The 23,023-nt window shown below is 69.8% G+C and carries 24 protein-coding genes; 7 read left to right on the top strand and 17 right to left on the bottom strand.

Features of this window, described 5'->3' with window-relative positions:
• Positions 1-17 precede the first annotated feature (17 nt).
• The 5 genes from KQ304_RS07940 to KQ304_RS07920 form a co-directional block, all read right to left on the bottom strand.
• Positions 18-770, bottom strand: a complete 753-nt coding sequence (locus KQ304_RS07940) for an aminotransferase class IV (RefSeq protein WP_259736549.1) — start codon at positions 768-770, stop codon at positions 18-20.
• Between the two features lie 62 nt (positions 771-832).
• Entirely contained in the window at positions 833-2,179 is a 1,347-nt protein-coding gene (locus tag KQ304_RS07935; protein ID WP_259736548.1) for an anthranilate synthase component I family protein, read from the bottom strand.
• Entirely contained in the window at positions 2,176-2,844 is a 669-nt protein-coding gene (gene queC / locus KQ304_RS07930) for a 7-cyano-7-deazaguanine synthase QueC (protein ID WP_259736576.1), read from the bottom strand. The genes KQ304_RS07935 and queC overlap by 4 nt, the downstream gene beginning before the upstream one ends.
• A gap of 29 nt (positions 2,845-2,873) precedes the next feature.
• Positions 2,874-4,922 (bottom strand): protein kinase domain-containing protein, encoded by a 2,049-nt coding sequence (locus KQ304_RS13685; protein ID WP_311133894.1) that lies wholly within the window; start codon positions 4,920-4,922, stop codon positions 2,874-2,876.
• Positions 4,922-5,947, bottom strand: a complete 1,026-nt coding sequence (locus KQ304_RS07920; RefSeq protein ID WP_259736547.1) for a cysteine synthase A — start codon at positions 5,945-5,947, stop codon at positions 4,922-4,924. Before KQ304_RS07920 ends, KQ304_RS13685 begins: the two co-directional genes overlap by 1 nt.
• Before the next feature lie 101 nt (positions 5,948-6,048).
• Between KQ304_RS07920 and egtB the strand changes: the two genes are divergently transcribed.
• From egtB to KQ304_RS07895, 5 genes are read left to right on the top strand one after another with little or no spacing between them, the layout of a single operon-like run.
• Entirely contained in the window at positions 6,049-7,272 is a 1,224-nt protein-coding gene (gene egtB, locus KQ304_RS07915) for an ergothioneine biosynthesis protein EgtB (protein WP_259736546.1), read from the top strand.
• Entirely contained in the window at positions 7,269-8,294 is a 1,026-nt protein-coding gene (gene egtD / locus KQ304_RS07910) for an L-histidine N(alpha)-methyltransferase (protein WP_259736545.1), read from the top strand. The genes egtB and egtD overlap by 4 nt, the downstream gene beginning before the upstream one ends.
• Before the next feature lie 21 nt (positions 8,295-8,315).
• On the top strand, positions 8,316-8,540 hold the full coding sequence (locus KQ304_RS07905) for a hercynine metabolism small protein (RefSeq protein WP_255111475.1): 225 nt from the start codon (positions 8,316-8,318) through the stop codon (positions 8,538-8,540).
• Between the two features lie 19 nt (positions 8,541-8,559).
• Positions 8,560-9,078: a hercynine metabolism protein gene (locus tag KQ304_RS07900; RefSeq protein WP_259736544.1), complete on the top strand. Its 519-nt coding sequence runs from the start codon at positions 8,560-8,562 to the stop codon at positions 9,076-9,078.
• 14 nt (positions 9,079-9,092) lie between these two features.
• The gene (locus KQ304_RS07895) at positions 9,093-9,893 is read left to right on the top strand and encodes a YdcF family protein (RefSeq protein ID WP_259736543.1); all 801 of its coding nucleotides are present in this window, start codon (positions 9,093-9,095) and stop codon (positions 9,891-9,893) included.
• Between the two features lie 19 nt (positions 9,894-9,912).
• Here the strand turns inward: KQ304_RS07895 and KQ304_RS07890 are convergent, their stop codons facing one another.
• The 7 genes from KQ304_RS07890 to KQ304_RS07860 form a co-directional block, all read right to left on the bottom strand.
• Complete coding sequence (locus tag KQ304_RS07890) at positions 9,913-10,176, bottom strand: hypothetical protein (protein ID WP_259736542.1); 264 nt, start codon at positions 10,174-10,176, stop codon at positions 9,913-9,915.
• Between the two features lie 47 nt (positions 10,177-10,223).
• Positions 10,224-11,744 (bottom strand): lysine--tRNA ligase, encoded by a 1,521-nt coding sequence (lysS, locus tag KQ304_RS07885; protein ID WP_259736541.1) that lies wholly within the window; start codon positions 11,742-11,744, stop codon positions 10,224-10,226.
• 70 nt (positions 11,745-11,814) lie between these two features.
• Entirely contained in the window at positions 11,815-12,621 is an 807-nt protein-coding gene (gene rpaB / locus KQ304_RS07880) for a response regulator transcription factor RpaB (protein ID WP_259736540.1), read from the bottom strand.
• Positions 12,622-12,751: 130 nt separating this feature from the next.
• A complete protein-coding gene (locus KQ304_RS07875; protein ID WP_259736539.1) occupies positions 12,752-14,077 on the bottom strand; it encodes a sugar ABC transporter substrate-binding protein in 1,326 nt (441 codons plus the stop codon).
• A gap of 4 nt (positions 14,078-14,081) precedes the next feature.
• Positions 14,082-14,594, bottom strand: a complete 513-nt coding sequence (gene mreD, locus KQ304_RS07870) for a rod shape-determining protein MreD (RefSeq protein WP_259736538.1) — start codon at positions 14,592-14,594, stop codon at positions 14,082-14,084.
• 3 nt (positions 14,595-14,597) lie between these two features.
• Entirely contained in the window at positions 14,598-15,362 is a 765-nt protein-coding gene (gene mreC / locus KQ304_RS07865) for a rod shape-determining protein MreC (protein WP_259736537.1), read from the bottom strand.
• Between the two features lie 5 nt (positions 15,363-15,367).
• Entirely contained in the window at positions 15,368-16,414 is a 1,047-nt protein-coding gene (locus KQ304_RS07860; RefSeq protein ID WP_259736536.1) for a rod shape-determining protein, read from the bottom strand.
• A gap of 170 nt (positions 16,415-16,584) precedes the next feature.
• Here KQ304_RS07860 and KQ304_RS07855 point away from each other — a divergent pair, with 170 nt between their 5' ends.
• Positions 16,585-17,001, top strand: a complete 417-nt coding sequence (locus KQ304_RS07855; protein WP_259736535.1) for a single-stranded DNA-binding protein — start codon at positions 16,585-16,587, stop codon at positions 16,999-17,001.
• Between the two features lie 21 nt (positions 17,002-17,022).
• Here the strand turns inward: KQ304_RS07855 and KQ304_RS07850 are convergent, their stop codons facing one another.
• The gene (locus KQ304_RS07850; RefSeq protein ID WP_259736534.1) at positions 17,023-17,679 is read right to left on the bottom strand and encodes a DedA family protein; all 657 of its coding nucleotides are present in this window, start codon (positions 17,677-17,679) and stop codon (positions 17,023-17,025) included.
• A 59-nt stretch (positions 17,680-17,738) separates the two neighbouring features.
• Positions 17,739-19,199, bottom strand: coding sequence for an adenosylhomocysteinase (ahcY, locus tag KQ304_RS07845; RefSeq protein ID WP_259736533.1), 1,461 nt, complete (start codon positions 19,197-19,199; stop codon positions 17,739-17,741).
• A 127-nt stretch (positions 19,200-19,326) separates the two neighbouring features.
• On the opposite strand from ahcY, the gene tsaE reads away from it, so the two are divergent.
• Positions 19,327-19,839 (top strand): tRNA (adenosine(37)-N6)-threonylcarbamoyltransferase complex ATPase subunit type 1 TsaE, encoded by a 513-nt coding sequence (gene tsaE / locus KQ304_RS07840; protein ID WP_259736532.1) that lies wholly within the window; start codon positions 19,327-19,329, stop codon positions 19,837-19,839.
• Here the strand turns inward: tsaE and KQ304_RS07835 are convergent.
• From KQ304_RS07835 to KQ304_RS07825, 3 genes are all read right to left on the bottom strand, one after another.
• Positions 19,788-20,795 carry a carbohydrate kinase gene (locus KQ304_RS07835; protein ID WP_259736531.1) on the bottom strand — a complete coding sequence of 336 codons (1,008 nt, stop codon included), beginning with the start codon at positions 20,793-20,795 and terminating at the stop codon, positions 19,788-19,790. The genes tsaE and KQ304_RS07835 overlap by 52 nt on opposite strands.
• Positions 20,795-21,787: an 8-oxo-dGTP diphosphatase MutT gene (mutT, locus tag KQ304_RS07830; RefSeq protein ID WP_399228780.1), complete on the bottom strand. Its 993-nt coding sequence runs from the start codon at positions 21,785-21,787 to the stop codon at positions 20,795-20,797. Before mutT ends, KQ304_RS07835 begins: the two co-directional genes overlap by 1 nt.
• A 166-nt stretch (positions 21,788-21,953) precedes the next feature.
• Positions 21,954-22,937, bottom strand: coding sequence for an RpoD/SigA family RNA polymerase sigma factor (locus tag KQ304_RS07825; RefSeq protein WP_399228812.1), 984 nt, complete (start codon positions 22,935-22,937; stop codon positions 21,954-21,956).
• Positions 22,938-23,023 lie beyond the last annotated feature (86 nt).

Genomic DNA, 23,023 nt, shown 5'->3' with positions numbered 1-23,023 from the left:
CGGGCCACTGGAATGGATCAGGCCTCAGCCAGCAAGCCCCGCCAGAGGTGCTCCGGCTCCGGCCAGATCGGCAGCAGCTCACCGGCAAGGGCCCGGATCGGCCGACAGCCGAGGCTGTTGATCAGCAGGGCCCCATAGCGCAACTGGCAGACCTCGATCGGTGCCGGCGCCTCCTGAACCAACCCCAGCTCCAGGGCTCGGGCCCGCATCACCCCGGGCAGGCAGCCACTGGCCAGCGCTGGAGTCCACCAGCCCCGGGGATGGCGCACCAGCAGGTTGGCTGCCGTGCCGCAGCAAAGTCCCCCGGCCGTACTCTCCAACAGCGCCTCCTGCTGACCCGCCCGCTGGGCCTCCAGTCTCGCCAGCACCGATGGGCCGTAGGCGAAGGTCTTGCAGCCGCTGAGCACGCTGCTGGCATTGCGGCGCTCGAGTCGGCTGACCAGCACCGAAACCGCGCTGAACTCAGGCCGGGCGGCGCTGAGCTGCAACCAGAAGCGGGCAGGTCCGCTGGAAGGCTGAAGGCCGCGGCCGCCATCGCCCCGGCTCCAGTTGAGGCGCAGGGCCCCGCAGACGATGCCGCTGCGCTCGATCGCCCCAAAGGCCAGCGCCGCCAGCCGCTCCAGCGGCGGTGGCGGCGCAAGCCCCAGCACCTCCGCCCCCCGCCGCCAGCGCTGAAGGTGCTGGGCCAGCAACTGCGGGCGCCCCCCCTCCACCAGCACCGTTTCAAACAGGCCATCGGCCAGATTCAGGCCCCGGTCCGAGAGCGGCACCGCCAGGCTGGCGGGGTCACCCCAGCAACCCCCATGCGGGCCGTCGATCCAGGCGATCGCGTTCAGGCCAGGGCCTCCAGCAGGGGATTCAGTTTCCAGGCCAGTTCCTCGGCCTCGGCGGCGGGGCTGGAATCGGCGACGATGCCGCAGCCGGCATGGGCGCGCAGGCGCCGGCCCCTGATCATCAGGCTGCGGATCAGGATGTTGCTGTCGAAGCCACCATCGGCGTCGAGCAGGAACAGCGAGCCGCAGTAGGGCCCGCGGGGCACGGGCTCCAGGGCCGCCAGCCGCTGACAGGCGCGCACCTTCGGGGCACCGGTGATCGAGCCCCCCGGCCAGCAGGCCCGCAGCAGATCCACCAGATCAGCCTGCGGGCGCAGCACCCCCTCCACCACCGAGGTGAGGTGGTGCACCTGGCGGTAGCTCTCCAGCCCCAGCAGCTGCGGCACAACAATCGAGCCGCTGCGGCAGACCCGGCCCAGATCGTTGCGCAGCAGATCCACGATCATCACATTCTCGGCCCGGTCCTTGGCGCTGGTGATCAGCTCGGCGGCGGCGGCGGCATCGGCGGCGGCGCTGGAGTGGCGGGGCCGGGTGCCCTTGATCGGGCGGGTCTCCACCCGGCCATCGCCCCGCAGGCGCAGAAAGCGCTCCGGCGACGCCGAGAGCACCGCCTCGCCCTCCTCAGCGAGCGAGGCGATCGCCACACCAGCAAACGGAGCCGGGCAATGACGCCTCAGCCGGCCGTAGAGCTCCAGGGGTGACACCGGCTGCGGCAGCAGCAGCTCGCGGCAGGCGCTGAGATTGGCCTGGAACAGATCCCCCGCGGCGATCCACTCCCGCAGGGCCGCCACCTGGCCGGCGAAGGCTTCCGGGGTGGTGTGCCAGCGCCATTCGCCGGGCGTCAGGCCAGCGGAAGCTGCTGCTGCGGTGGGCCGTGGCCCCTGCTGCGGCCCCGGATCTTCAGGAGATGATTCGATCAGGGCCGCCATCGCCCCCAGCCGCCGCCGGTCGTCTCCCTCCAGCCAACAACGCCGCTCCAGCAGATCGAAGTGCAGCAGAGGGTCGTAGCGAGCGGCCCAGAGGCTGGCTGTATCCGCTGAGCGCCAGTGGGCGCCAGGCTCCACCCAGGCTCCCGCCTCATAGCCCAGCCAGCCCAGCCAGGCCCCACCCCCCTCCAGCAGATCCCGCATCGCCACGAAGGGATCGCTGGCCCCGGCCTCTGACGGCAGGCCCCGGCACTCCACCAGCTCCAGGGGATCCAGGGCCAGGGTCGAGCGGCGTCCAAGGGCCGTGCCATCCCCGTCCAGCCAGACCAGACCCTCCAGACCAAGCCGCTCGGCCAGCCAGTTCACCAGGGGCCAGGGCTCCCGCCAGGGCAGGGGCCGGATCAGTCTCTCCCGGCTCATCCAGGTCCAGGGCTGGCCAGCTCGGGATGCCCGGCGTCCCGCAGGGCGGCATCGCGGATGCGGCAGCTGTCGCAGCGGCCGCAGGGAACGGCCCCGCCGGCATAGCAGCTCCAGGTGCGCTCGATCGGCAGGCGCAGGCGCAGGGCCTCCTCGACGATCCGGGTCTTGCTCCAGCTCAGCAGCGGCGCCCAGAGCTGGGCCCCCTGGCCCTCCCGGCCGGCCTTGCTGGCCAGGTCGGCCAGGCTCTGGAACGCGGCGAGATAGTCGGGGCGGCAATCGGGATAGCCCGAGTAATCCACCGCATTCACCCCCAGCACCAGCCGGGAGGCCCCCTTGGCCTCGGCCAGGCTGAGGCCAAGGGAGATGAACACCGTGTTGCGGCCCGGCACATAGGTGGGCGGGATCACCCCCTCCACCACCCCCGCCTGCGGCAGGGCGATGCCGGCGTCGGTGAGGGCCGAGCCGCCCCAGGCGGCCAGGTTCACGGCGATGGTGTGGTGCTCGATCAGACCGAGATGAGAGGCGAGATGGGCCGCGGCCTCCAGTTCCTGGCGGTGGCGCTGGCCGTAGTCGAAGGAGAGGCCGATCAGCTGATACCCCGCTTCGATCGCCAGGGCCGCGGCCGTGGCCGAATCAAGGCCGCCGGAGAGCAGGGCCACGGCCAGCGGAGCGGAGGGCAGGGGGGTGGCGGCGGTCAACGGGTCTGGGGCGAGCTGCCCTCGGGAGCCGCCGGCGCCTGGGGCTGGGGCGGGCGCTGGTCGACCTCAGGGGTGGCGGGAGTGGACGGCTGCGGGCGCGGTGCCTCCTCCTCCTGACTCCCCGGCTCAGCCCCCTCAACCGGCTCCGGCGGTCTGGGCGCACGCGGCGGCGGATCAGCCCGCAGCGACAGGGTGATGTAGGCAGGGGCCACCCCCTCATTGCTGATCAGCAGCTGGACCTGATCGCCGGCCACCGCCCCCAGGCTCACCACCCGCAGGGGACCCTTGGGCTCCAGCACCTGGCCCTGGGCGTCGAAGATGCTCATCTGCATCAGCGGCGATCCATTGACCCCCAGCACCAGCTGGTGACCCCTGGGGATGCGGATCGGGAACACCCGAGCCCCGTTGGCCTCCAGTTCCGCCGACTGCACCCGCGCCTGACCGGGAGTGGCCAGGATCGACTCCACCCGCAGGCTCTCCAGGGTCTGCTGGGCGGCGGCGTACCAGAGCTGGCGGAAGGGCTCGGGGGGGATGTCCATGCTGGTGCGGCCCGGCAGCAGGGCCTGGGCATTACCGGAAACCAACTGACGCAACACCGGGGCGCTCAGGCCCTGGGCGGCCAGCCGCCGCTGCTGGCTCTCCCAGTCGGAGCCGCTGAAACTGCCGAGCTTGCGGCGCACGCCGATCGGCAACTGCTCCACCCGAGCCAGCCATTCCTCGGCCAGTTCATTCCAGACCTTGCGCAGGGGGGAATCCTGCAGCGAATCGCTGGGCAGGCGACCGCCCCGCTCGGGGAACTGGGCCATCAAGTTGGCATCCACCAGGTTGAGGAACCAGCCACGATCCACCTGCAGGGCGCGCAGGCGGTTGAGCAGCTCCTGGCGCTGATCCACTTCAGCGGGCGGCAGGCTGGCGGTGAGCGGGCGCTGGGGGGCTTCCCGGGCCTCCTCCCTGGGGACCTTGCCGCGGCCGAGCAACCACCAGCCCAGGGTGATGCCCACCACCGCCGAGATCACCAGGGCGATCACCACCGGCCAGAGGCGATCTTCCACAGCCTCCTCCTTGACCTGCTGGCGGCTGCGCAGAACAGCGGCAGGCGGCGGGGGAACTGGAGCGGGTGGTTCAGGCGACGCAGGCGGCGATGCAGGCGGAGGCGGCGGTGCCTCGGCCAGCGCGGTTGACGGCACAGACGGTGGCACCAGCACGACGGTGCGGTCGGCCCGGGGCACGGGGCCGAGGCTTTCCGGCATCGGCAGCTGCTGAAAGGCCTCCAGCGCCTGGGAGGCCGTGCTGAAACGCTGGTCGGCATCGGAGCTGAGCAAACGCTCCAGCGGCGCCCGCAGGGCTGGTTCGAGCTGGTCGGCGGCCGGCCAGCTCCAGGCGAGGGTGGTGGGATCGAGCAGAGCCGCCGGCTGCTCCCCCGTGAGCAGCACCAGGGCCACCACCCCGAGGGCGTGCAGATCCATCCAGGGCTGCACGGGCTCACCCCGGCCCAGCTCCGCCGGCGCGTAGCCCGGGGTGGCCCCGCCCGCCTCAGCCTCGCCGGACCCATCACGCACCAGGCCGAAATCCAGCAGCACCGGCAGGCCGTCGCGGTCGCGGCGCAGCAGGTTGGCTGGGCTGAGATCGCCATGCACCAGGTCCTGGCCATGGAGGGCGGCCAGCACCGGCAGCAGCTGGCGCACCAGCAGCAGCACCTCCCCCGACCCAAACACCAGCTGCCGCTCCCGCCGCGCCGTCAGCAGCTCCTGGTACGTGGGTCCCCCCTGCCACTCGCGCACCAGCCAGAGCTCCTCACCGCGGGGAATGGCCTCACCGATGCGGGGGATCTGGGGATGGAGCACCCCCTGCAGGCGGCTCCAGAGCTGGCGCCAGTGCTGCTGATCCTGCTCGGGGCCCAGCTGGCGCAGGGCCATCAGCGCCCCGCCGGCCAGCTGATCGCTGGCGCGCCAGAGCACCCCCTGGGGGCTGCGGCTCAGCTCCGCCTCCAGGCGGTAGCGATCGGCGATCAGCAGACCTGGCTCAGCGACCTGGGCGGGATCCATCAGGCCTGAACCCGCTCGCGGCGGGGCTGGCTGAGTCCGCGCGAGGCGAGCCAGTCGGCGTCGTAGAGGCGGGAGCGGTAGCGATCCCCGCTGTCGCAGAGCACCGTCACGATCGTGTGGCCGGGACCGAGCCGGCGGGCCGTTTCCACCGCCGCCGCCACGTTGATGCCCACCGAGCCGCCCATGAACAGACCTTCGCGCCAGAGCAGCTGATAGATGGTGTCCAGGGCGCTCTGGTCGTCGATGCGCACCGCATCGTCGATCGGCGCTCCTTCGAGGTTGGCGGTGACACGGCTGTTGCCGATGCCCTCGGTGATCGAGCGGCCCTCGGCCTGCAGCCCGGCACCGGTGGCCCAGGCATGGAGAGCGCTGCCGTGGGGATCGGCCAGCACGCAGCGCACCCGCTCCGAGCGCTCCTTGAGGAACAGGGCCACGCCGGCATAGGTGCCGCCGGTGCCGGTGGCCGACACCCAGGCGTCGAGGCGGCCGCCGGTCTGCTCCCAGATCTCAGGGCCGGTGGTGGCGTAGTGGGCGCGGCGGTTCGCCAGGTTGTCGAACTGATTGGCCCAGATGGCGCCGGGGGTTTCAGCGGCGATGCGGCCCGAGAGCTTCACGTAGTTGTTGGGGTCCCGGTAGGGCACCGCCGGCACGGTGCGCACCTCAGCGCCGAGACTGCGCAGCAGGCCGATCTTCTCCGCCGACTGGGTGTCGGGGATGACGATCAAACTGCGGTAGCCGCGGGCATTGCAGAGGTGGGTGAGGCCGATGCCGGTGTTGCCCGCCGTGCCCTCCACCACGGTGCCGCCCGGCTGCAGAGCGCCCGACTCCTCGGCCTCCAGCAGGATGCCGAGGGCCGCGCGGTCCTTGACGGAGCCGCCCGGGTTCATGAACTCGGCCTTGCCGAGGATCTCGCAGCCGGTCAGATCGCTGAGCAGGCGCAGGCGGATCAGAGGGGTGTTGCCGACGGCTTCGACAAAACCCTGGCTGATGCCTGCCTGGGTGCAGGATCCCTGGCGGATGCCCATGGCAGCGGCTTTGTCACAACGGTTGGCTGTGGCCGATCGTAAGGGGGTCAGCCGCTCTCACCGATCCCCACTAGGCTCCCTCCCAGGTTGTCCCCAATCCCATGGCTTCCGCCGCTCCCAGCGCGGCCCTGCTGGAGCGGCTGGGGGCGATCCGCCAGCGCAGCGAAGAGCTGGTGGCCGATCTCGAACCGGAAGACCTCTGCCTGCAGGGCATGGCCGATGCCAGCCCGCCCAAGTGGCATCTCGGCCACACCACCTGGTTCTTCGAGACGTTCCTGCTGCTGCCCCACCTGCCGGGTCATCGGCCCGCCGACAGCCGCTGGGGCTTTCTGTTCAATTCCTATTACGACGCCATCGGCGAGCGCCATCCCCGCCCCCAGCGGGGGCTGCTTTCCCGTCCACCGATGCGGGAGGTGATGGCCTGGCGGCGGCAGGTGGACGGCGGGCTGGAGCAGCTGCTGGAGCGACTGGTCAATCAGCCCCAGGCCACGGCGGCGCCGGTGCTGGCGCTGCTGGAACTGGGTCTGCAGCACGAGCAGCAGCACCAGGAGCTGCTGCTGATGGACCTGCTCGATGGCTTCAGCCGTAACCCGCTGGAGCCCGCCTACCGCCAGCCAGCCGCCAGCCCCGCCGAAGAGCCTGAACCCCTGCAGTGGATCGAGCATCCGGGTGGTCTGGTGGAGATCGGAGCCGACCCCGAAGGCGGCTTCCACTTCGACAACGAGGCGCCACGGCACCGTCACTGGCTGGAGCCCCACGGGATCGCCAGCCGGCTGGTGCGCAATGGGGAGTTCGCGGCCTTCATCGCCGCTGGGGGCTACCGCCGGCCCGAGCTGTGGATGAGCGAAGGCTGGGCCCTGGTGCAGCAGCGCGGCTGGCGGGCACCCCGCTACTGGCGGGGCTCTGAGGGCGAAGGCTGGAACTGGGAGTTCAGCCTGCAGGGGAGACGCCCGTTGCAGCCGCAGGCGCCGGTGCGGCACCTGAGCTGGTTCGAAGCCGACGCCTACGCCCGCTGGGCCGGTGCCCGCCTGCCCACCGAAGCCGAGTGGGAGACAGCCGCCCGAGGGGGCCATCCCGCCCTCAGGGAGCTGGAGGGTCAGGTCTGGCAGTGGACCGCCAGCGCCTACCGTCCCTATCCGGGCTTCGCGCCTGCCGCCGGCGCGGTGGGTGAATACAACGGCAAATTCATGAGCTCCCAGATGGTGCTGCGCGGCGGCAGCAACTTCACCCCGCCCGGCCACAGCCGGCCCAGCTACCGCAACTTCTTTCCGCCCGCCAGCCGCTGGATGGCGGGCGGTCTGCGCCTGGCCCAGGAGCGGCGATGAGCAGCCAGCCCGGCCTCAGATCCCGGCCGCTGTCACCGGCCGTCGCCATGCTCGATCTGCATCCAGCCCCGGCCGACATGGCCCGACTGGTGATCGAGGGCCTGAGCCGCACACCGAAGCAACTGCCGGCCTGGTTCCTCTACGACCACGAGGGCTCCCGCCTGTTCGATGCCATCTGCGAGCAACCGGAGTACGGCCTCACCCGCACCGAAACCGCCCTGCTCAACCGCCATGCCCCCGCCATGGCCGCGGCCCTGGGCAAGGGAGTGCTGGTGGAGTTCGGTGCCGGCAGCGCCCGCAAGGTGTCGCCCCTGCTGGAGGCCCTGGCCCCGCCGGCCTACGTGGCCCTCGACATCAGCGCCGAGCATCTGCGGCAGGCCTGCCGCAACCTGCAGCAACGCCATCCCACCATCCCGGTGCTGGGCATCTGCTGCGACTACAGCCTGCTCCAGGAGCTGCCCCAGCAGCCCCTGCTGGCGGGCCGGCGCCGTCTCGGCTTCTACCCCGGCAGTTCCCTGGGCAACTTCGATCCCGCTGAGGCCGTGACCCTGCTGGGCCAGTTCGCCCGCCTGCTGGGAGGCGATGGGCGGCTGCTGATCGGCATCGATCAGCCGCGCTCGGTTGCGGCCCTGGAAGCGGCCTACAACGACCGGGCGGGCCACTCCGCCGCCTTCGCGCGCAACCTGCTGGTGCGCCTGAACCGGGAGCTGGCCGGCGATTTCGATCCCGCCAGCTTTCGCTATGAGGCCCATTGGCAGGCGCAGCACTCGCGCATCGCCATGGCCCTGGTGAGCGGGCACGAGCAGCAGGTGAGCCTGGCTGGAGCTCGCTGGCGCTTTGGCGCCGGCGAAGCCCTGATCAGCGAGTACAGCCACAAGTACAGCCCCGAGGCCTTCAGGGCCCTGGCGGCGGCGGCGGGCTGGCAGGCCCTGGAGCGCTGGAGCGCCGACGACGACAGCTTCAGCCTGCACCTGCTGCAACCGGCGACAGTGGGGGGCGCACCAGGCAGACTCAGCATCTGATCAGCAGCGAGACGAGCGGCGATGAGCAGGGATGACCAGCGGCGGGCGATGCGCGAGTCGCGCGAGGGTCTGATCGAGCAACTGGAGCAGCTCTACCGCGAGGCCTTTGATCGCATCAGTGCCCAGGATCTCGGCGAAGGGGCCATCGCCCGCCTCACCCAGCTGCTGCTGCGCTCCCGCGAAGCGGCGATCACGCCCCTGGAGGAAGAGATCGAAGCCCCCCTGATCACCCGCGCCCCGGAGTGAACCCTGCCGTGACACGCCCATGAGCAGCAGCTGGTTTGAGCAATTGGAGTCGCAGCTGGAGCAACAGCTGGAGGCTTTTCTCGGCAGCCATCCCGGCCAGCAGGACCTGTTGGAGCGGGAGGAGCAGCAGGAACGACAACGGCGCCTGCGCCTGCGGCGCCTACAGATCCAGGCCCAGGCCGAGCAGTTGCGCCAGACCCTGCTGCAGGTCGCCGGCCAGATCACCCAGTGGCAGCAGCGGGTGCAGCGGGCGCGGAGCGCCGGTGCCCTGGAGCTGGCGTCCCGCGCCGAGGCCCACCAGGGTCAGCTGATGGGCCAGGGGCGCGATCACTGGCAGCAGCTGGGGGAACTGGGCAAGGAGTTTGCCCGGGTGGAGCAGGAGCTGCAGGAGCTGGAGCAGCGGCAGCAGGCCCAGCCCAAGCCCAAGCCCAAGCCCAAACCCTCCGGCGAGGGCGATCTTGAGCAGGCCTGGGCCCACTTCGAATCGCGCCAGGAGCTGGAGGAGCTGCGCCGCCGCTCCAGCCCGCGCAGCCCCTGAGCGGGGGCCAGCCCATGGGCTTCCTGCTCTCGAAATTGCTGCCGCAACTGCTCTATCCCCTCAGCCTGGGGCTGCTGCTGGCTCTGAGCGGCCTGCTGCTGGGGCCAAGGCGTCGCTGGAGCGCCCCCCTGGGGGGCCTCGGCCTAGCTCTGCTCTGGATCAGCGCCCTGCCGATCACAGCCAGGGAACTGGTCTGGGGGCTGGAGGCCCGCAGCGCCGCCCTGACGCCCTCACCGATCCCACGGGCCGACGCCATCGTGGTGCTGGGCGGGGGCCTGCGGGCGGCGCTGCCCCCCAGGGCCGGGGTGGAGGTGAATGAAGCCGGCGACCGGCTGCTGAGTGGGATCCGGCTGCTGCGGGACCAACGGGCGCCGCTGCTGCTGCTGAGCGGTGGCCGGGTGAGCTTCAGCGGCGGGGATCCAGCCCCGGCTGAAGCCCTCAGCGCCCGCAGCCTGGCGCTGGAGCTGGGGGTGCCCGCCGATCGCCTGCTGCTCAGCGATCAGGCCCGGACCACCGCCGAGGAAGCCAGGGATCTGCGCCGGATCGGCCAGTCCCGCGGCTGGAGCTCGGTGCTGCTGGTGACCAGCGCCCTGCACATGCCTCGGGCCCTGGCCAGCTTCCGCCGCCAGAGCGGGCTCCAGGTGGTGCCAGTGGCCTGCGACTACCTGCTGCCGGCCCGGGATCAACTGGGCACACCCACCGCCGGATCGGTGCTGCTGTCGCTCTGGCCCGATGCCGGCTCGCTGCTGCTGAGCAGCCTGGCCATCAAGGAGCACCTCGGCCTGCTGGTCTACCAGCTCAAGGGCTGGGGTTGAACGGCGGGGCTGAGGGGGCTCACGTCTTCGGAGCGGGGGGCTCCAGGCTCACTCCTTCGGGGGGAGGAGTGGGATCGGGATCGGCAATCAGCATGTGCTGCAGCACGATCTCGGGACGTTCGCTGTCGCGCCAGCGGATGCGGTAGGCCGGCATCTTGGTGCCACGGCTGGTGGTCTGCTCAACGGGCTCCATCACCCAGCCGCGGCGGGAGCGACCCTGGGGATTGCGCTTGACCACCGCATCCGCGTGTTTGAAGCGGAAACCGACGCGCTCACCGCTCATGGGCTGGGGGATAGTCCAAGTAGCCTTAATTATCTCATTGCGCCGGTTCAGCCCACCGGCGGCGCCGCTTCCGGCCGCAACAAGGGGAAGGCGATCACGTCGCGGATGCTCGGGCTGTCGGTGAGCAGCATCGCCAGCCGGTCGATGCCGATGCCCAGCCCGCCGGTGGGGGGCATGCCCACTTCAAGGGCATGGAGGAAGTCTTCGTCGACCCCGTGGGCCTCCAGATCGCCCGCCGCGCGGCGCTCCTGCTGGGCTTCCAAGCGCCGGCGCTGGTCGATCGGATCGATCAGTTCGCTGAAGGCATTGGCGGTTTCGCGGCCCACGATGAACAGCTCGAAGCGCTCCACCAGTCCGGGCTTGCTGCGGTGGGCGCGGGCGAGGGGGGAGATCTCCACCGGGTAATCGGTCACGAAGGTGGGCTGAACCAGCGTGTCCTCGACCCGTTGCTCGAAGGCTTCGTTGAGCAGTCGACCGACGCAGTCAGCCGACTCAGGCACCTCCAGGCCAGCGGCGGCCATGGCGGCGGCGGCCTGCTCGCGACTGCTGAAGCCGTTGAAATCCAGGCCCGTGGCCTGCTCCACCAGCTCATGCATGGTGGCCCGCCGCCAGGGAGGCGTCAGGTCGATGGCGGTGCCCTGATACTCGATCGCCGTGCTGCCGCACACCTGCTGGCAGACCGCGGCGATCAGCTCCTCGGTGAGGGCCATCATGTCGGTGTAGTCGGCGTAGGCCTGATAGATCTCGACGGTGGTGAACTCGGGGTTGTGGCGGGTGCTCACCCCTTCATTGCGGAAGATGCGACCCAGCTCATAGACCCGCTCGAAGCCACCCACCACCAGGCGCTTGAGGTGCAGCTCGGTGGCGATCCGCAGCACCAGGGGCAGATCGAGGGTGTTGTGGTGGGTGGTGAAGGGCCGGGCATCGGCGCCACCGGCTTCGGCGTTGAGCACCGGCGTTTCGATCTCCAGGAACTGGCGCTCATCGAGCCAGCGACGGATGCCGCTCACCAGCAGGGCCCGGCGCCTGAAGGTTTCGCGGGTGCCAGGGGACACCACCAGATCGAGATAGCGCTGGCGGTAGCGCTTCTCCACATCCGCCAGGCCGTGCCACTTGTCGGGGAGGGGCTGCAGGGCCTTGGTGAGCATCTGCCAGGCGCTCACCTTCACCGAGAGCTCGCCCCGGTCGGTGCGGCGCAGGCTGCCGCTCACACCGATCCAGTCGCCGGCATCCACCAGGGTGGTGAGCTGGGTGAAGGCCTCGGGCTGATCCGGCAGGGCGGCCGCCAGGGTGGCCTTCTCGATGAACAGCTGGATCGGGCCGGTCTCATCGAGCAGGGTGAAGAAGGCCAGCTTGCCCATCACCCGGCGGGTCATCACCCGCCCGGCCACCGCCACTTGCTCGTCTCGCTCCTGGCCGTTGGCCAGGTCGGCATGCAGGCGCTGCAACTCGGCGTGGCGGTGGCTGGGGTCGAAGCGCAGGCCGTAGGGCCCCTGACCCAGGCCCCTGAGGACCTCAGCCTTCTCCAGGCGGGCCTGCTCCAGGCGGTTGAAGCGCGTCTCCGGCAAGGGGACAGATCTCAGACGGGACCCCCATCCTGAAGGACCGGGGGTTTCAGGACGTGGCCCAGGCGCTGGCTCAGGCTGTGGCGGCGACGGCCGCTTCGGCCATCCGCTGGGAGGCATAGCCGGTGCCCCGCACCGTCAGGATCAGCTCGGGGTTGCGCGGATCGGGCTCGAGCTTGCCACGCAGGCGGGCCACATAGACATCGACCACGCGCAGGTCGGCGGCGCGGCGGGGGGGATAGCCCCAGAGCTGCTCAAGGATCTCGGCCCGTGGCACCACCCGGCCCGGGTCGCGGAAGAGCAGCTCCAGCAGGCTGAATTCGGTGTAGGTGAGACCGATGCGCTCCCCGTCTCGGGTGACCTGACGCCGGTTGGTGTCGACCACCAGATCGCCCACGCGCATCACCCCCTGGCCGGCGGGCACATCCCGGGGTTCGGCGGTGGCGGAGCCGCGGCCCACCCGCCGCAGGATGGTGGCGATGCGGGCTTCCAGCTCCTTGGGGCTGAAGGGCTTGGGCAGGTAGTCGTCGGCACCCAGATCGAGGCCGGCCACCCGCTCGGCGATGGCATCAAGGGCCGAGAGAAAGATGATCGGTACGCAGGATTCGGCCCGCAGCCTGCGGCAGACGGCGAAGCCATCCAGCTTGGGCAGCATCACATCGAGCACCACCAGGTCGGGCTGCTCGTCGTGGAAGAGGGCCAGGGCCTGCTCACCATCCTCGGCGCAGACCACCCGGTAACCGGCCAGCTGCAGGCGCATCACCAGCACGCGGCGCACGGTGGCTTCATCGTCGACCACCAACACGGTGGCTCGGGCTTCCGCTGAGGACTCCGGAGAAGACTCACCCTGCTGCTGCTGGGGATCCGCTTCCAGGGGCATCGGAGTCCAGTCATGAAGAAAAGCAACCCTACCTTGTGAGGTCGTAACAAAGCGACGACGATCCAGCCTCCCCGCAGGGACTCAGCCAAGACTTAATGATTTATTCAGGAGGTTTTGGGGGCCCGGCCCGTCACGGCCAGCGGGCCTCGGCATACACGTTCCACTCGCGCTCCGCTTCCGCCAGCGCCTGATCGCTCTCGATCTGGCCCAGCATCGCCCGCTGCAGCTGGCGGTACAAGATCGCCTGCAGGCGCTTCACTCCGGGGGTGGCGGGCACCAGCACCCGCGCCTGACCGAGGGTCTCCACCGACTGCAGCCGCGCCTGGCGCACCAGCCGCTCCTGGGCATTGGCGGGCGTCTGCTGGCGCAAGCCCTGCTCGATGCGCTCCAGGGCCTGGCGCGCCGAGGGCAGCACCCGGGCCTCCTCGGCGAAGCGGACCTGGTTGGCGGCATTGGTGAGGTAAAGGGCAAAGCTGAGCGCCTGCTTCGCTTTGGTGCTCTGGCGCGAAACCGCCAGATTCATCACCGCCACGTTCGCCAGCCCGTCGGGACCCGTCAGCGGCGGCCCAGGCCGGGTGACGGCGGCAATGCCGGGGGCGTTGGTCTGAATGCTGCGCAGGAACTCGGCTCCGCTGGAGAGCAGAGCCAGTTCACCGCTCTGATAGAGCTCCACGGCCCGGCGATAGCCCTGACTCACCACCTCCCGCGGCAGCAGACCGCGGCGGTAGAGGTCGGACCAGAAGGCGAAGGCCCGGCGGCCGGCCGGGCTGTTGAAGGCGGCCCGCTGGCGCTGGTCCTGCAGGGTCACACCCATCTGCACCATCGACTCCAGCAGCTCAGCCGAATCGTCGGGCACCGCCGTGACGAACAGGGCGTACTTGCCTGTGCGGCGCCTGACCGCCTCCGCGAAGGCCGGCACCTCCTCCCAGCGGCGGGGGGGCTGGCTGTAGCCCGCCTGGGTGAGCAGATCACTGTTGCTCAGGGAGATCCGCGCCGTGAGGTACCAGGGAATGGCGAACTGGCCGCCGTCCTGGCGGCTGGCCTGCCAGATCAGGGGCAGGTAGGTGGCGGACGCCTCCGGGGGGAGGAGCGGGCCAAGATCCATCAGCCCTCCCTTGCTGGCGAGGTTGGCCGAGAAGAGCGGGTTCAGATTCACCAGATCCGGTGCCGTGCGGGCGAACACCGCCGCCAGCAGCTTGCGCTCCACAGACCCCCAGGGCACATCTGTCCAGCGCACCTTCAGGCCCGGATTCTCCTGTTCCCAGGCGGCGATCACCCCGCGCAGGTAGTCGTTGAACTTGGGGGACAGATCCAAGGTCCAGAACTGCAGCTCCGGTCCGCTGGATCGGCGCACCCCGCAGCCGGCCAGCAGCGCCAGCAGGGCACTGCCCAGCAGCTCACGCCGGCTCCAGCGACGACCTGGACTGAAGGCTCGATCCAGCAGCGGTTTCCTCATCCCATCACCCCCGAGCGCTGGCACTGTGCCGTCGCCAGAGCAGCAGCAGCAACGAACAGATCATCGGTGCCAGCAGGGCCGTGACCAGCACCTGGGCCAGCAGGGTGTACAGGTTGGCCGCCGTCAGCAGCACCGCCCAGCCAGCACCCGCCTGGCGCTGCAGCAACACACTCAGCCCCAGCAAAGTGCTGCCGAGCATGGCCAGCAGGCCGAGGCTGAAGCTGCGCTCGATCGGCGGCCCCCGCCGCGGCAGCCGTCCCCACCACCAGCCCAGCAGGGCCAGGGCCGGCATCTGGGTGGCACCTCCCAGGTGCAGGGAGTCGAGCAGCAAGCCCAGGGCCAGACCCGCCAGGGCACCGGAGAGGGGTCCATCCGCCAACGCCCAGGGCAGCAACCAGAGCACCGCCCAGCTGGGGGGCACCCCGCCGATGCGCAGCAGGCCGGGCGCCGCCAGGGTGAGCAGCGGCACGGCCAGGGCACTGACCACAAACAGGGGGCGGCGGTGCAGGCTGGCCATCGCTCAGGATCCCGCCGCAGCGGGCCCCTGACGGGTGAGCACCTGCACCCAGTCAACCGAGGCCACAGGAGCGCTCAGCTGCACCACCGCCAGCGTGGCCGGCACCGCCTTGTCATCCACCGACTGAATCACCCCCACGCTCAGCCCCGGCGGCACCAGGGTGCTGGCGGGGGAGGTGACCACCACATCACCCGGGCGCACCTGGGGATCCTTCTCGAGAAAGCGCAGCACCGGCCTGCTGCTCCCCACCCCGGTGAGCAGGCCATGGCGCTGGGTGCGCCCCACCCAGACCCCCACCTTGCTGGCGGAGTCAGTGAGCAGGGCCACCCGGGCGGTGCTGGGGGTGACGCTGGCCACCCGCCCGATCAGGCCACCGGGGGCGATCACCGAATCCCCCGCACGGATGCCCTGGAGCCCGCCGGCCCCCAGCACCAACTGATGCCACCAATCGCCCGGCTCACGGGAGATCACCGGCGCGGTGACCTTGCCGGGACTGGCTCGCTGCAGATCGAGCAGGCGGCGCAGGCGGCGGTTGTCGAGTTCCAGCTGGCCGAGCCTGGTCTGCTGATCCAGCTGCTGGGCCGCCTGCAACCACTCCTTCTGGGCGCTGCCGGGCCAGAAGGGTCGGCTGAGCAGGGCGTAGGCATCGCTGAGCAGGGCCCCCTTGCTGAGGCGCACCGCCACCAACACAGCAGCCACCAGGGCCCAGGGCCAGGCTCCGACCACCGGCCTCAGCCAGGGGACGCGGGAGAGGCGTCCGAACGGCACCGGACTCAGGAGGAGAGACGGGAGAAGTCAGGGGTGTCGAGCACCCGCTCCAGACGCTTGTAATCCTCCAGCACCTGGCCGCAGCCGTTGACCACGCAGAGCAGGGGATCCTGGGCCACGTGGGTGAGGATGCCGGTCTCGTGGCTGATCAGCTCGTTGATGCCACGCACCAGGGCACCGCCCCCGGCCAGCATGATGCCGCGATCGACGATGTCGGCGGCCAGCTCGGGCGGGGTGCGCTCGAGGGTGCGTTTCACCGCCTCCACGATCACGTTGAGCGGCTCGGCCATCGCCTCGCGGATGTCACCGGCGCGCACATTGATCGTGCGGGGCAGACCGGAGAGCAGGTGCAGGCCGCGCACATCCATCGAGGATTCGTCGTGGGCGTCGTCGGGGAAGGCGGAGCCAATGCGGATCTTGATCTCCTCGGCGGTGCGCTCGCCCACCACCAGGTTGTGCACCTTCTTGAGGTAGACGGTGATGGCCTCGCTGATCTCATCGCCCGCCACCCGCACCGACTCGCTGAGCACGGTGCCGCCGAGGCTGAGCACGGCCACTTCGGTGGTGCCACCGCCGATGTCGACGATCATGGTGCCGACGGGTTCGGTCACCGGCAGACCGGCGCCGATGGCGGCCGCCACCGGCTCATCGATCAGATGCACCTCGCGGGCACCGGCCAGACCCGCCTCCCGCACCGCCCGGCGCTCCACGCCGGTGACACCGCTGGGGATACCGATCACCAGCCGTGGGGCGACGATGCCGCGCCCTTCGTTGCCCTTCTGGATGAAGGACTTGATCATCATCTCGGCGGCGTCGAAGTCGGCGATCACCCCATCGCGCAGGGGACGCACGGCGCGGATGTTGCCGGGGGTGCGGCCCAGCATCAGCTTGGCCTCATCGCCCACCGCCAGGGGCACCCCCTTCTCCAGATCGAGCGCCACCACAGACGGTTCCTGCAGGACAATGCCCTTGCCGGACACGTACATCAAGGTGTTGGCCGTTCCCAGATCGATGCCGATGTCACGGGAGAGCTGGAAACGACGAAAGAACACTGGGGAGCAGCCAAGCGGGGCGAATCATAGGTGGAGCGCCCTGGAAGCCCCTCAGCTGGATCTGGGCTGGGACATCCGGGTCAAAGGGTGGAACCAGCAGAGAGAAGCGCTGCAGGACGTGGCGCATCATGGGTCCAAGTGACCCCATCCCCCCTTTTCTGGAGATCCCCATGGGTGTGAATTCCGTGACCCTTGTCGGCCGTGCCGGCCGCGACCCCGAAGTGCGCTACTTCGAATCCGGCACCGTGGTGGCCAACCTGACGCTGGCCGTGAACCGCCGCAGCCGCGACGACGAACCCGACTGGTTCAACCTCGAGATCTGGGGCAAGCAGGCCCAGGTGGCCGCCGACTACGTCCGCAAGGGCTCGCTGCTGGGCATCATCGGCTCCTTCAAGCTCGACCGCTGGACGGACCGGGCCACCGGTGAGGAGCGCAGCAAGCCCGTGGTGCGGGTGGACCGGCTGGAGCTGCTGGGCTCCAAGCGGGACGCCGAGCAGGGGGCCTATGGCGAGGGCAGCAGCGAGGGTAGTTACGGCGGCGGTGCCTACGGCGGTGGCGAACCCAGCAGCGAAGAAGTGCCTTTCTGACACGGGTCCGGAAGGCCGGCCTCAGCGGCTGGCCTGGCGCTTCTTCCAGGTGCGCAGCCCCAGCCAGGCCGCGAAGGCCAGCGCGGAGAGCACCAGCAGCACCTTGATCACCTGGGTCACGGGCTGCAGCCACACTTCAACGTTGGCGTAGCCCTCGCCGAGGGCCATGCCGGCCACGGTCAGCAGCAGGGTCCAGATCAGGCTGCCGGCCGTGGTCCAGAGCAGAAACGGAACCATCGGCATCATCTCGATGCCGGCGGGAACGGAGATCAGTGTGCGGATGCCCGGCACCAGCCGGCCCCAGAACACCAGGGCCGTGCCATGGCGACTGAACCAGGTGCGGCTGCGCTGCAGTTCCAGGGGGCTGATGCCGATCCAGCGGCCATGGCGCTCCAGCCAGTGCTCGATCCGCTCCTCGTTCACCAGCCGGCCGACGCCGTACCAGGGCAGAGCCCCCAGCACCGTGCCCGCCAGCCCCGCCAGCACCACAGGCACAAGGCCCAGCTGACCCTGCTGCACATAAAAACCCCCCAGAGGCATGATCAGCTCTGAGGGGATGGGGGGGAAGAGATTCTCCAGGAACATGGCCCCGAAAATGGCCCCGTAGCCGGCAATCGGGTTGGCCGCCACAGCCGCACCGATCAGCTCAGGCAGCTTCTGGATCAGTTCGATCGCCATCCGGGGTCATCTGCGGTGCCGCAAGTCTCTTCCATGGGGCGACCGGCGCGGCGAGCCACTCAGTAGCGGTAGTGGTCCGACTTGTAGGGGCCCTCGACCGGCACATTGATGTAGTCGGCCTGCTCGGGGGTGAGTTCGGTGAGGCGGGCGCCGATCTTGTCGAGGTGGAGGCGGGCGACCATCTCATCGAGGTGCTTGGGCAGCACGTAGACCTCCTTGCCGTACTGGTCCCCCTTGCAGAACAGCTCGATCTGGGCCAGCACCTGGTTGGTGAAGGAGTTGCTCATCACGAAGCTGGGGTGTCCGGTGGCGCAGCCCAGATTCACCAGGCGGCCTTCGGCCAGCAGGATGATCTTGTTGCCGCTGGGCAGCAACACGTGATCCACCTGGGGCTTGATGTTGTCCCAGGGGTATTGCTTGAGAGCCACCACATCGATCTCGTTATCGAAATGGCCGATGTTGCAGACGATCGCCTGATCGCGCATCCGGACCAGGTGATCGTGGGTGATCACGCGGAAGTTGCCGGTGGCCGTCACGAAGATGTCCACGTCAGCCACCACATCATCGAGGCGAACCACGCGGTAGCCCTCCATGGCCGCCTGCAGAGCGCAGATGGGATCCACTTCAGCGATCATCACGCTGGCCCCCAGGCCGCGCAGCGACTGGGCCGAACCCTTGCCCACATCGCCGTAGCCCATCACCAGGGCCACCTTGCCGGCCACCATCACGTCGGTGGCGCGCTTGATCGAATCCACCAGCGATTCACGGCAGCCGTAGAGGTTGTCGAACTTGCTCTTGGTGACCGAATCGTTGACGTTGATGGCCGGGAAGGGCAGCTCGCCGCTCTTCTGCATCTGGTACAGACGGGCCACGCCGGTGGTGGTTTCCTCGGTGACGCCCTGGATCTGGGCGTGGATGCGTGAGTAGAACCCGGGCTGGGCCGCCAGGCGCTGGCGGATGGAGTTGAAGAGGGCGATCTCCTCCTCACTGCCGGGGTTGTCGAGCACCGAGGGGTCCTGCTCCGCCTTGGTGCCCAGCACCACCAGGCCGGTGGCATCGCCGCCGTCGTCGAGGATCATGTTGGGGGTGCCGCCGTCGGCCCACTCCATGATCCGGTGGGTGAACGCCCAGTATTCATCGAGGTTTTCGCCCTTGTAGGCGAACACAGGGATGCCCGAGGCGGCAATGGCGGCGGCGGCGTGATCCTGGGTGGAGAAGATGTTGCAGGAGGCCCAGCGCACCTCAGCGCCGAGGGCCACCAGGGTTTCGATCAGAACAGCCGTCTGGATTGTCATGTGCAGGCTGCCGGCGATGCGAGCGCCTTTGAGGGGCTGCTCGCTACCGAACTTCTGACGCAGGGCCATCAGGCCAGGCATCTCGGTTTCGGCGATGGACATCTCCTTGCGGCCGAACTCCGCCAGGCCGAGATCAGCGATCACATACGACGACGTCACCTGCAGGCCCGACAGGGCACCGCTGAGCGTGGAGCCGGCCACGGCCGCGGGGGGGGAAACCACCATGGGTTGAAGACGCTCCCTCAAGGGAGGACGATGGGTTGAAATATCTGCAGAGACGCCGAGGCTTCGGGCTCGCTGGAGCCGAATCTACAGGCGCTGCCAGGGCAGGGGCGAGGGCATAGGTGAGGGCATGGGCAAGAGTGAGCACAACAGCTGCCGGCAGGGCTGGCAGCAGTCCTTGATCGACGCCGCGGCCACCCGCCAGCTGGGGGCTGAACTGGCGGCGCTGCTGCTGGCTGAGGGGCCGCGGCTGCTGCTGTTGCAAGGTGATCTCGGTGCCGGCAAAACCTGCCTGGTGCAGGGCCTGGCCCAGGGGCTGGGCATCGGTGAGCCGATCACCAGCCCCACCTTCGCCCTCGCCCAGCACTACAGCGGCCAGCTGAACGGCCGCAGCACCCACCTGGTGCACCTCGACCTCTACCGGCTGGAGCAGCCCGAAGCAGCCGATGAGCTGTTCACCCAGGAAGACGAGGAGGCCCTGGAGCTGGAAGCAGTGCTGGCGGTGGAATGGCCGGAGCGGCTGGGCGTCATGCCCACTCCGGCCTGGCAGGTGGAGCTGCTGATCGCTGGCGGCGGTCGTCGGGCCCTGGTTCAGGTCCCCGGGGAGCCTGGAGCCCTTGTTTCCAGAAACGCCAGCACCTGAGCCTGGCTGGGCTGGGGATCGATCGCCCCGGCGCCCTGGCAGACCAGGGCGCCGCAGGCACTGGCAAAGCGCATGGCCTCCAGCACCCGCTCGGCGCTGGCGGAGGCCAGCAGTTGCGGCTCCTGGCAGAGACGGTGCAGCAGTCCTGCCAGGAAGGCATCGCCCGCACCGGTGGTATCCACCACCGGCACCTGGAAGGCCTCCAGGCAGCCGGCCTGCCCCCCCAGCCACCAGCTCAGGGCGCCGGGGCCATCGGTGATCAGCACCGCCGGGGCCTGGGGCAGGGAGGCACTGATGCGCTGGGGGTCACGGCTGCCGGCGATCCAGTCGGCCTCTTCGGCCGACACCTTGATCAAGGCCGCAGCGGCCAGCAGGGGCTGGAGGCTGGCCAGGGCCTGCTCGGCGGAGATCGGCCAGAAGGTGGGACGCCAGTTCACATCGAGGGCCAGGGGAATCCCGGCGGCGGCGGCGCGCTCCAGGGCCAGGCGCAGGGCAGCCGCAGAGGCTTCCGAGGCCAGCGGAATGGTGCCCACCAGCAGCCAGCGGGCCGTGGCGATCAGCTCCTGCAGGGGGGCTGCCAGGGCGGCGACCTCCACCGCCTGATCAGCGAACCCATCTCCCCGATCACCGGCGAAGCCGCCGAAGCTGCGATCCCCCGTGCGGTCGCGCCGCACCAGCACCGTGCGAGAGGGCCGCAGCGGATCCCACTGCAGGGCTCGGGTGTCCACACCCCGGGCCTGGAACAGCTCGCGGAAGGCGGCTCCGATCGCATCCTTGCCGAGGCGACCCAGCAGGGCCGAGCCCGTTCCCAGCCGCACCAGGGCGCAGGCCACATTGGCTGGAGCGCCGCCGAGGCAGTCGTCGACGGGCCGATCGGTGGCCGGGTCACCGCCCGGGGGACCGAGCCGATCCACCAGCGCTTCCCCGAAACAGAGCACCTGGGGCTGGGGAGTCATCAGGCCGATGGCAGCTCCCCACCAGCATCGCCTGGTGTGCCCTGGCCGCCAAGCCAGGCCTGCAGGGCGGCAATGATCCGGGCGTTGGCGGCCGGAAAGGGAAACTCCGCCAGCCGCTCCGGCTCCACCCAGCGCACCTGCTGGCTGGCCAGGGGCTGGGGCTCACCGCTGATCCAGCGGCAGAGATGGACGATGAAGCGCAGCCGCTTGTGGCTGTAGGCGTGCTCCAGGCAGATCAGCTCCTCAGCCACCTCCACCTCGATCGCCAGTTCCTCGCGCAGTTCCCGGCGGATGGTGTCGACGATCGACTCACCGGGCTCCTGCTTGCCGCCGGGGAACTCCCACAGCCCCCCCAGCAGGCCCTCCTCCAGGCGCTGATCGATCAGCACCCGGTTGGCGCCATCCAGCACCACCCCCACACCGATCACCTGAAAAGGCAGGGGCGAGCTGGCGTCTTTCACGGGGTAGCGGGTGGGATCGCCGGCAGCGTAGGCAGCGCAGTGGGGCCGCCAGGGGCACTGGCCACAGCGGGGCTGGCGGGGGGTGCAGACCGTGGCGCCCAGATCCATCAGGGCCTGGTTGAAGGCCCGCGGCCGCTGGGGATCCAGCAGCTCCTCACTCCAGCGCCAGAACTGCGCCAGCGAGCGCTGGGGCGGCTGGGGCCAGGCCAGCAGACGTGCCAGCACCCGGCGCACGTTGCCATCAAGGATCGGCTGAGGCTGATCAAAGGCGGAGCTGAGGATGCTCCCCGCCGTGCTGCGGCCGATCCCCGGCAGGGCCTGCCAGCCCTCCAGGTCCCTGGGCCAGCCCTGCGCGGCCAGCAGCGCCGCAGACCGGTGCAACCGGCGGGCACGGGAGTAATAGCCAAGGCCCTGCCACTGGAGCAGCACCTGCTGCTGGTTCGCCTCCGCCAAGGCGTCGACGTTGGGGAAAGCCAGCATCCAGCGCTCCCAGTAGGGGCGCATCACCGCCAGCTGGGTCTGCTGCAGCATCACCTCAGCAATCCATACGCCATACATGCCCAAGGGCTCCCCCGGCTGGGGTTCAGAGCCATCGGGCCTGAGGGTCCAGGGGATGTCCTGCCGGCCATGCAGGCTCCGCCAGGTGAGCAGATCCCGGCGCAGGGTCTGCTGATCGACGATCCTGGCTCCTATTCCATCAGGCCTGAATCATCGCCGCGTCGCTGTACTCCTTCACCTGATCGCTGAGGCGGCGCAGGGAGGCGAGGCCGTCGCGCTCGAGGTTGCGGATGCGATCACGGCTCATGCCCAGGATGCGGCCGATGCCCGTGAGGCTCATCGGCTCCTCCACATCGATGCCGTAACGCATGGTCAGCACATTGCGCTGCAGCTCAGGCAGTTGCTCCAGCAGGGCCCTCATGTCGCCCCGCAGGCACTCGCTGTCCACGCTCTCCGCCGGTAGCGTCCCGTCCCCCTGCAGCAGGTCCAGCAGTTCGGTGTCCTCTCCGTCGCCCACCTTCGTCTCCAGGCTCACCGGTTGCCGCGCCCGGCAGAGCAGATCCTTCACCTCCTCCTCCGGCAGCTCCACACACACCGCCAGTTCCCCCAGCGTGGGCGTACGACCCAGCTCCTGGCTCAGTTCCCGCTGGCCCTTCTTCAGCTTGTTCAGCGTTTCGGTGATGTGGATCGGCAGCCGGATCGTGCGGCTCTTCTCCGCAATCGCCCGCGTGATCCCCTGGCGGATCCACCAGTACGCATACGTACTGAACTTGTAGCCGCGGGTGGGGTCGAACTTCTCCACCCCTCGCACCAGACCGATCGTTCCCTCCTGGATCAGGTCCAGCAGTTCCATGTTCCGCTTGGTGTATTTCTTCGCCACGCTCACCACCAGCCGCAGGTTCGCCGCCACCATCCGCTCCTTGGCCCGCCGGCCGCTGGCCAGCTTGCGCTTCAGCAGCGCCGGGCTCACGCCCGCCGCACTGGCCCATTCCGCCGCGCTGGGCTTCTGGCCGCCCGCCCGCATCTCCAGTTCCTGCTCGGCTTCCTCCAGCCGCATCAGCTCCTGCACCTGGCGGCCCAGGGTGATCTCCTGCTCATGCGTCAGCAGCGGCACCCGGCCGATGTCTCGCAGGTAGGAGCGCACCAGGTCGCCATCCACCGGCGGCAGGGTGCGCACGGCGATGGGGGCCTGGCGAGGACTCGCCTCGGGGACGGACTGGAGGGCGGCTGGGGGGCTGGAGAGGGCTGCGACCACGACGAGGGAACTTC

It is taken from the genome of Synechococcus sp. CS-1329 (assembly GCF_025128055.1).
GTDB lineage: Bacteria > Cyanobacteriota > Cyanobacteriia > PCC-6307 > Cyanobiaceae > Regnicoccus_A.
This window is presented reverse-complemented; position numbering and strand designations above follow the sequence as displayed.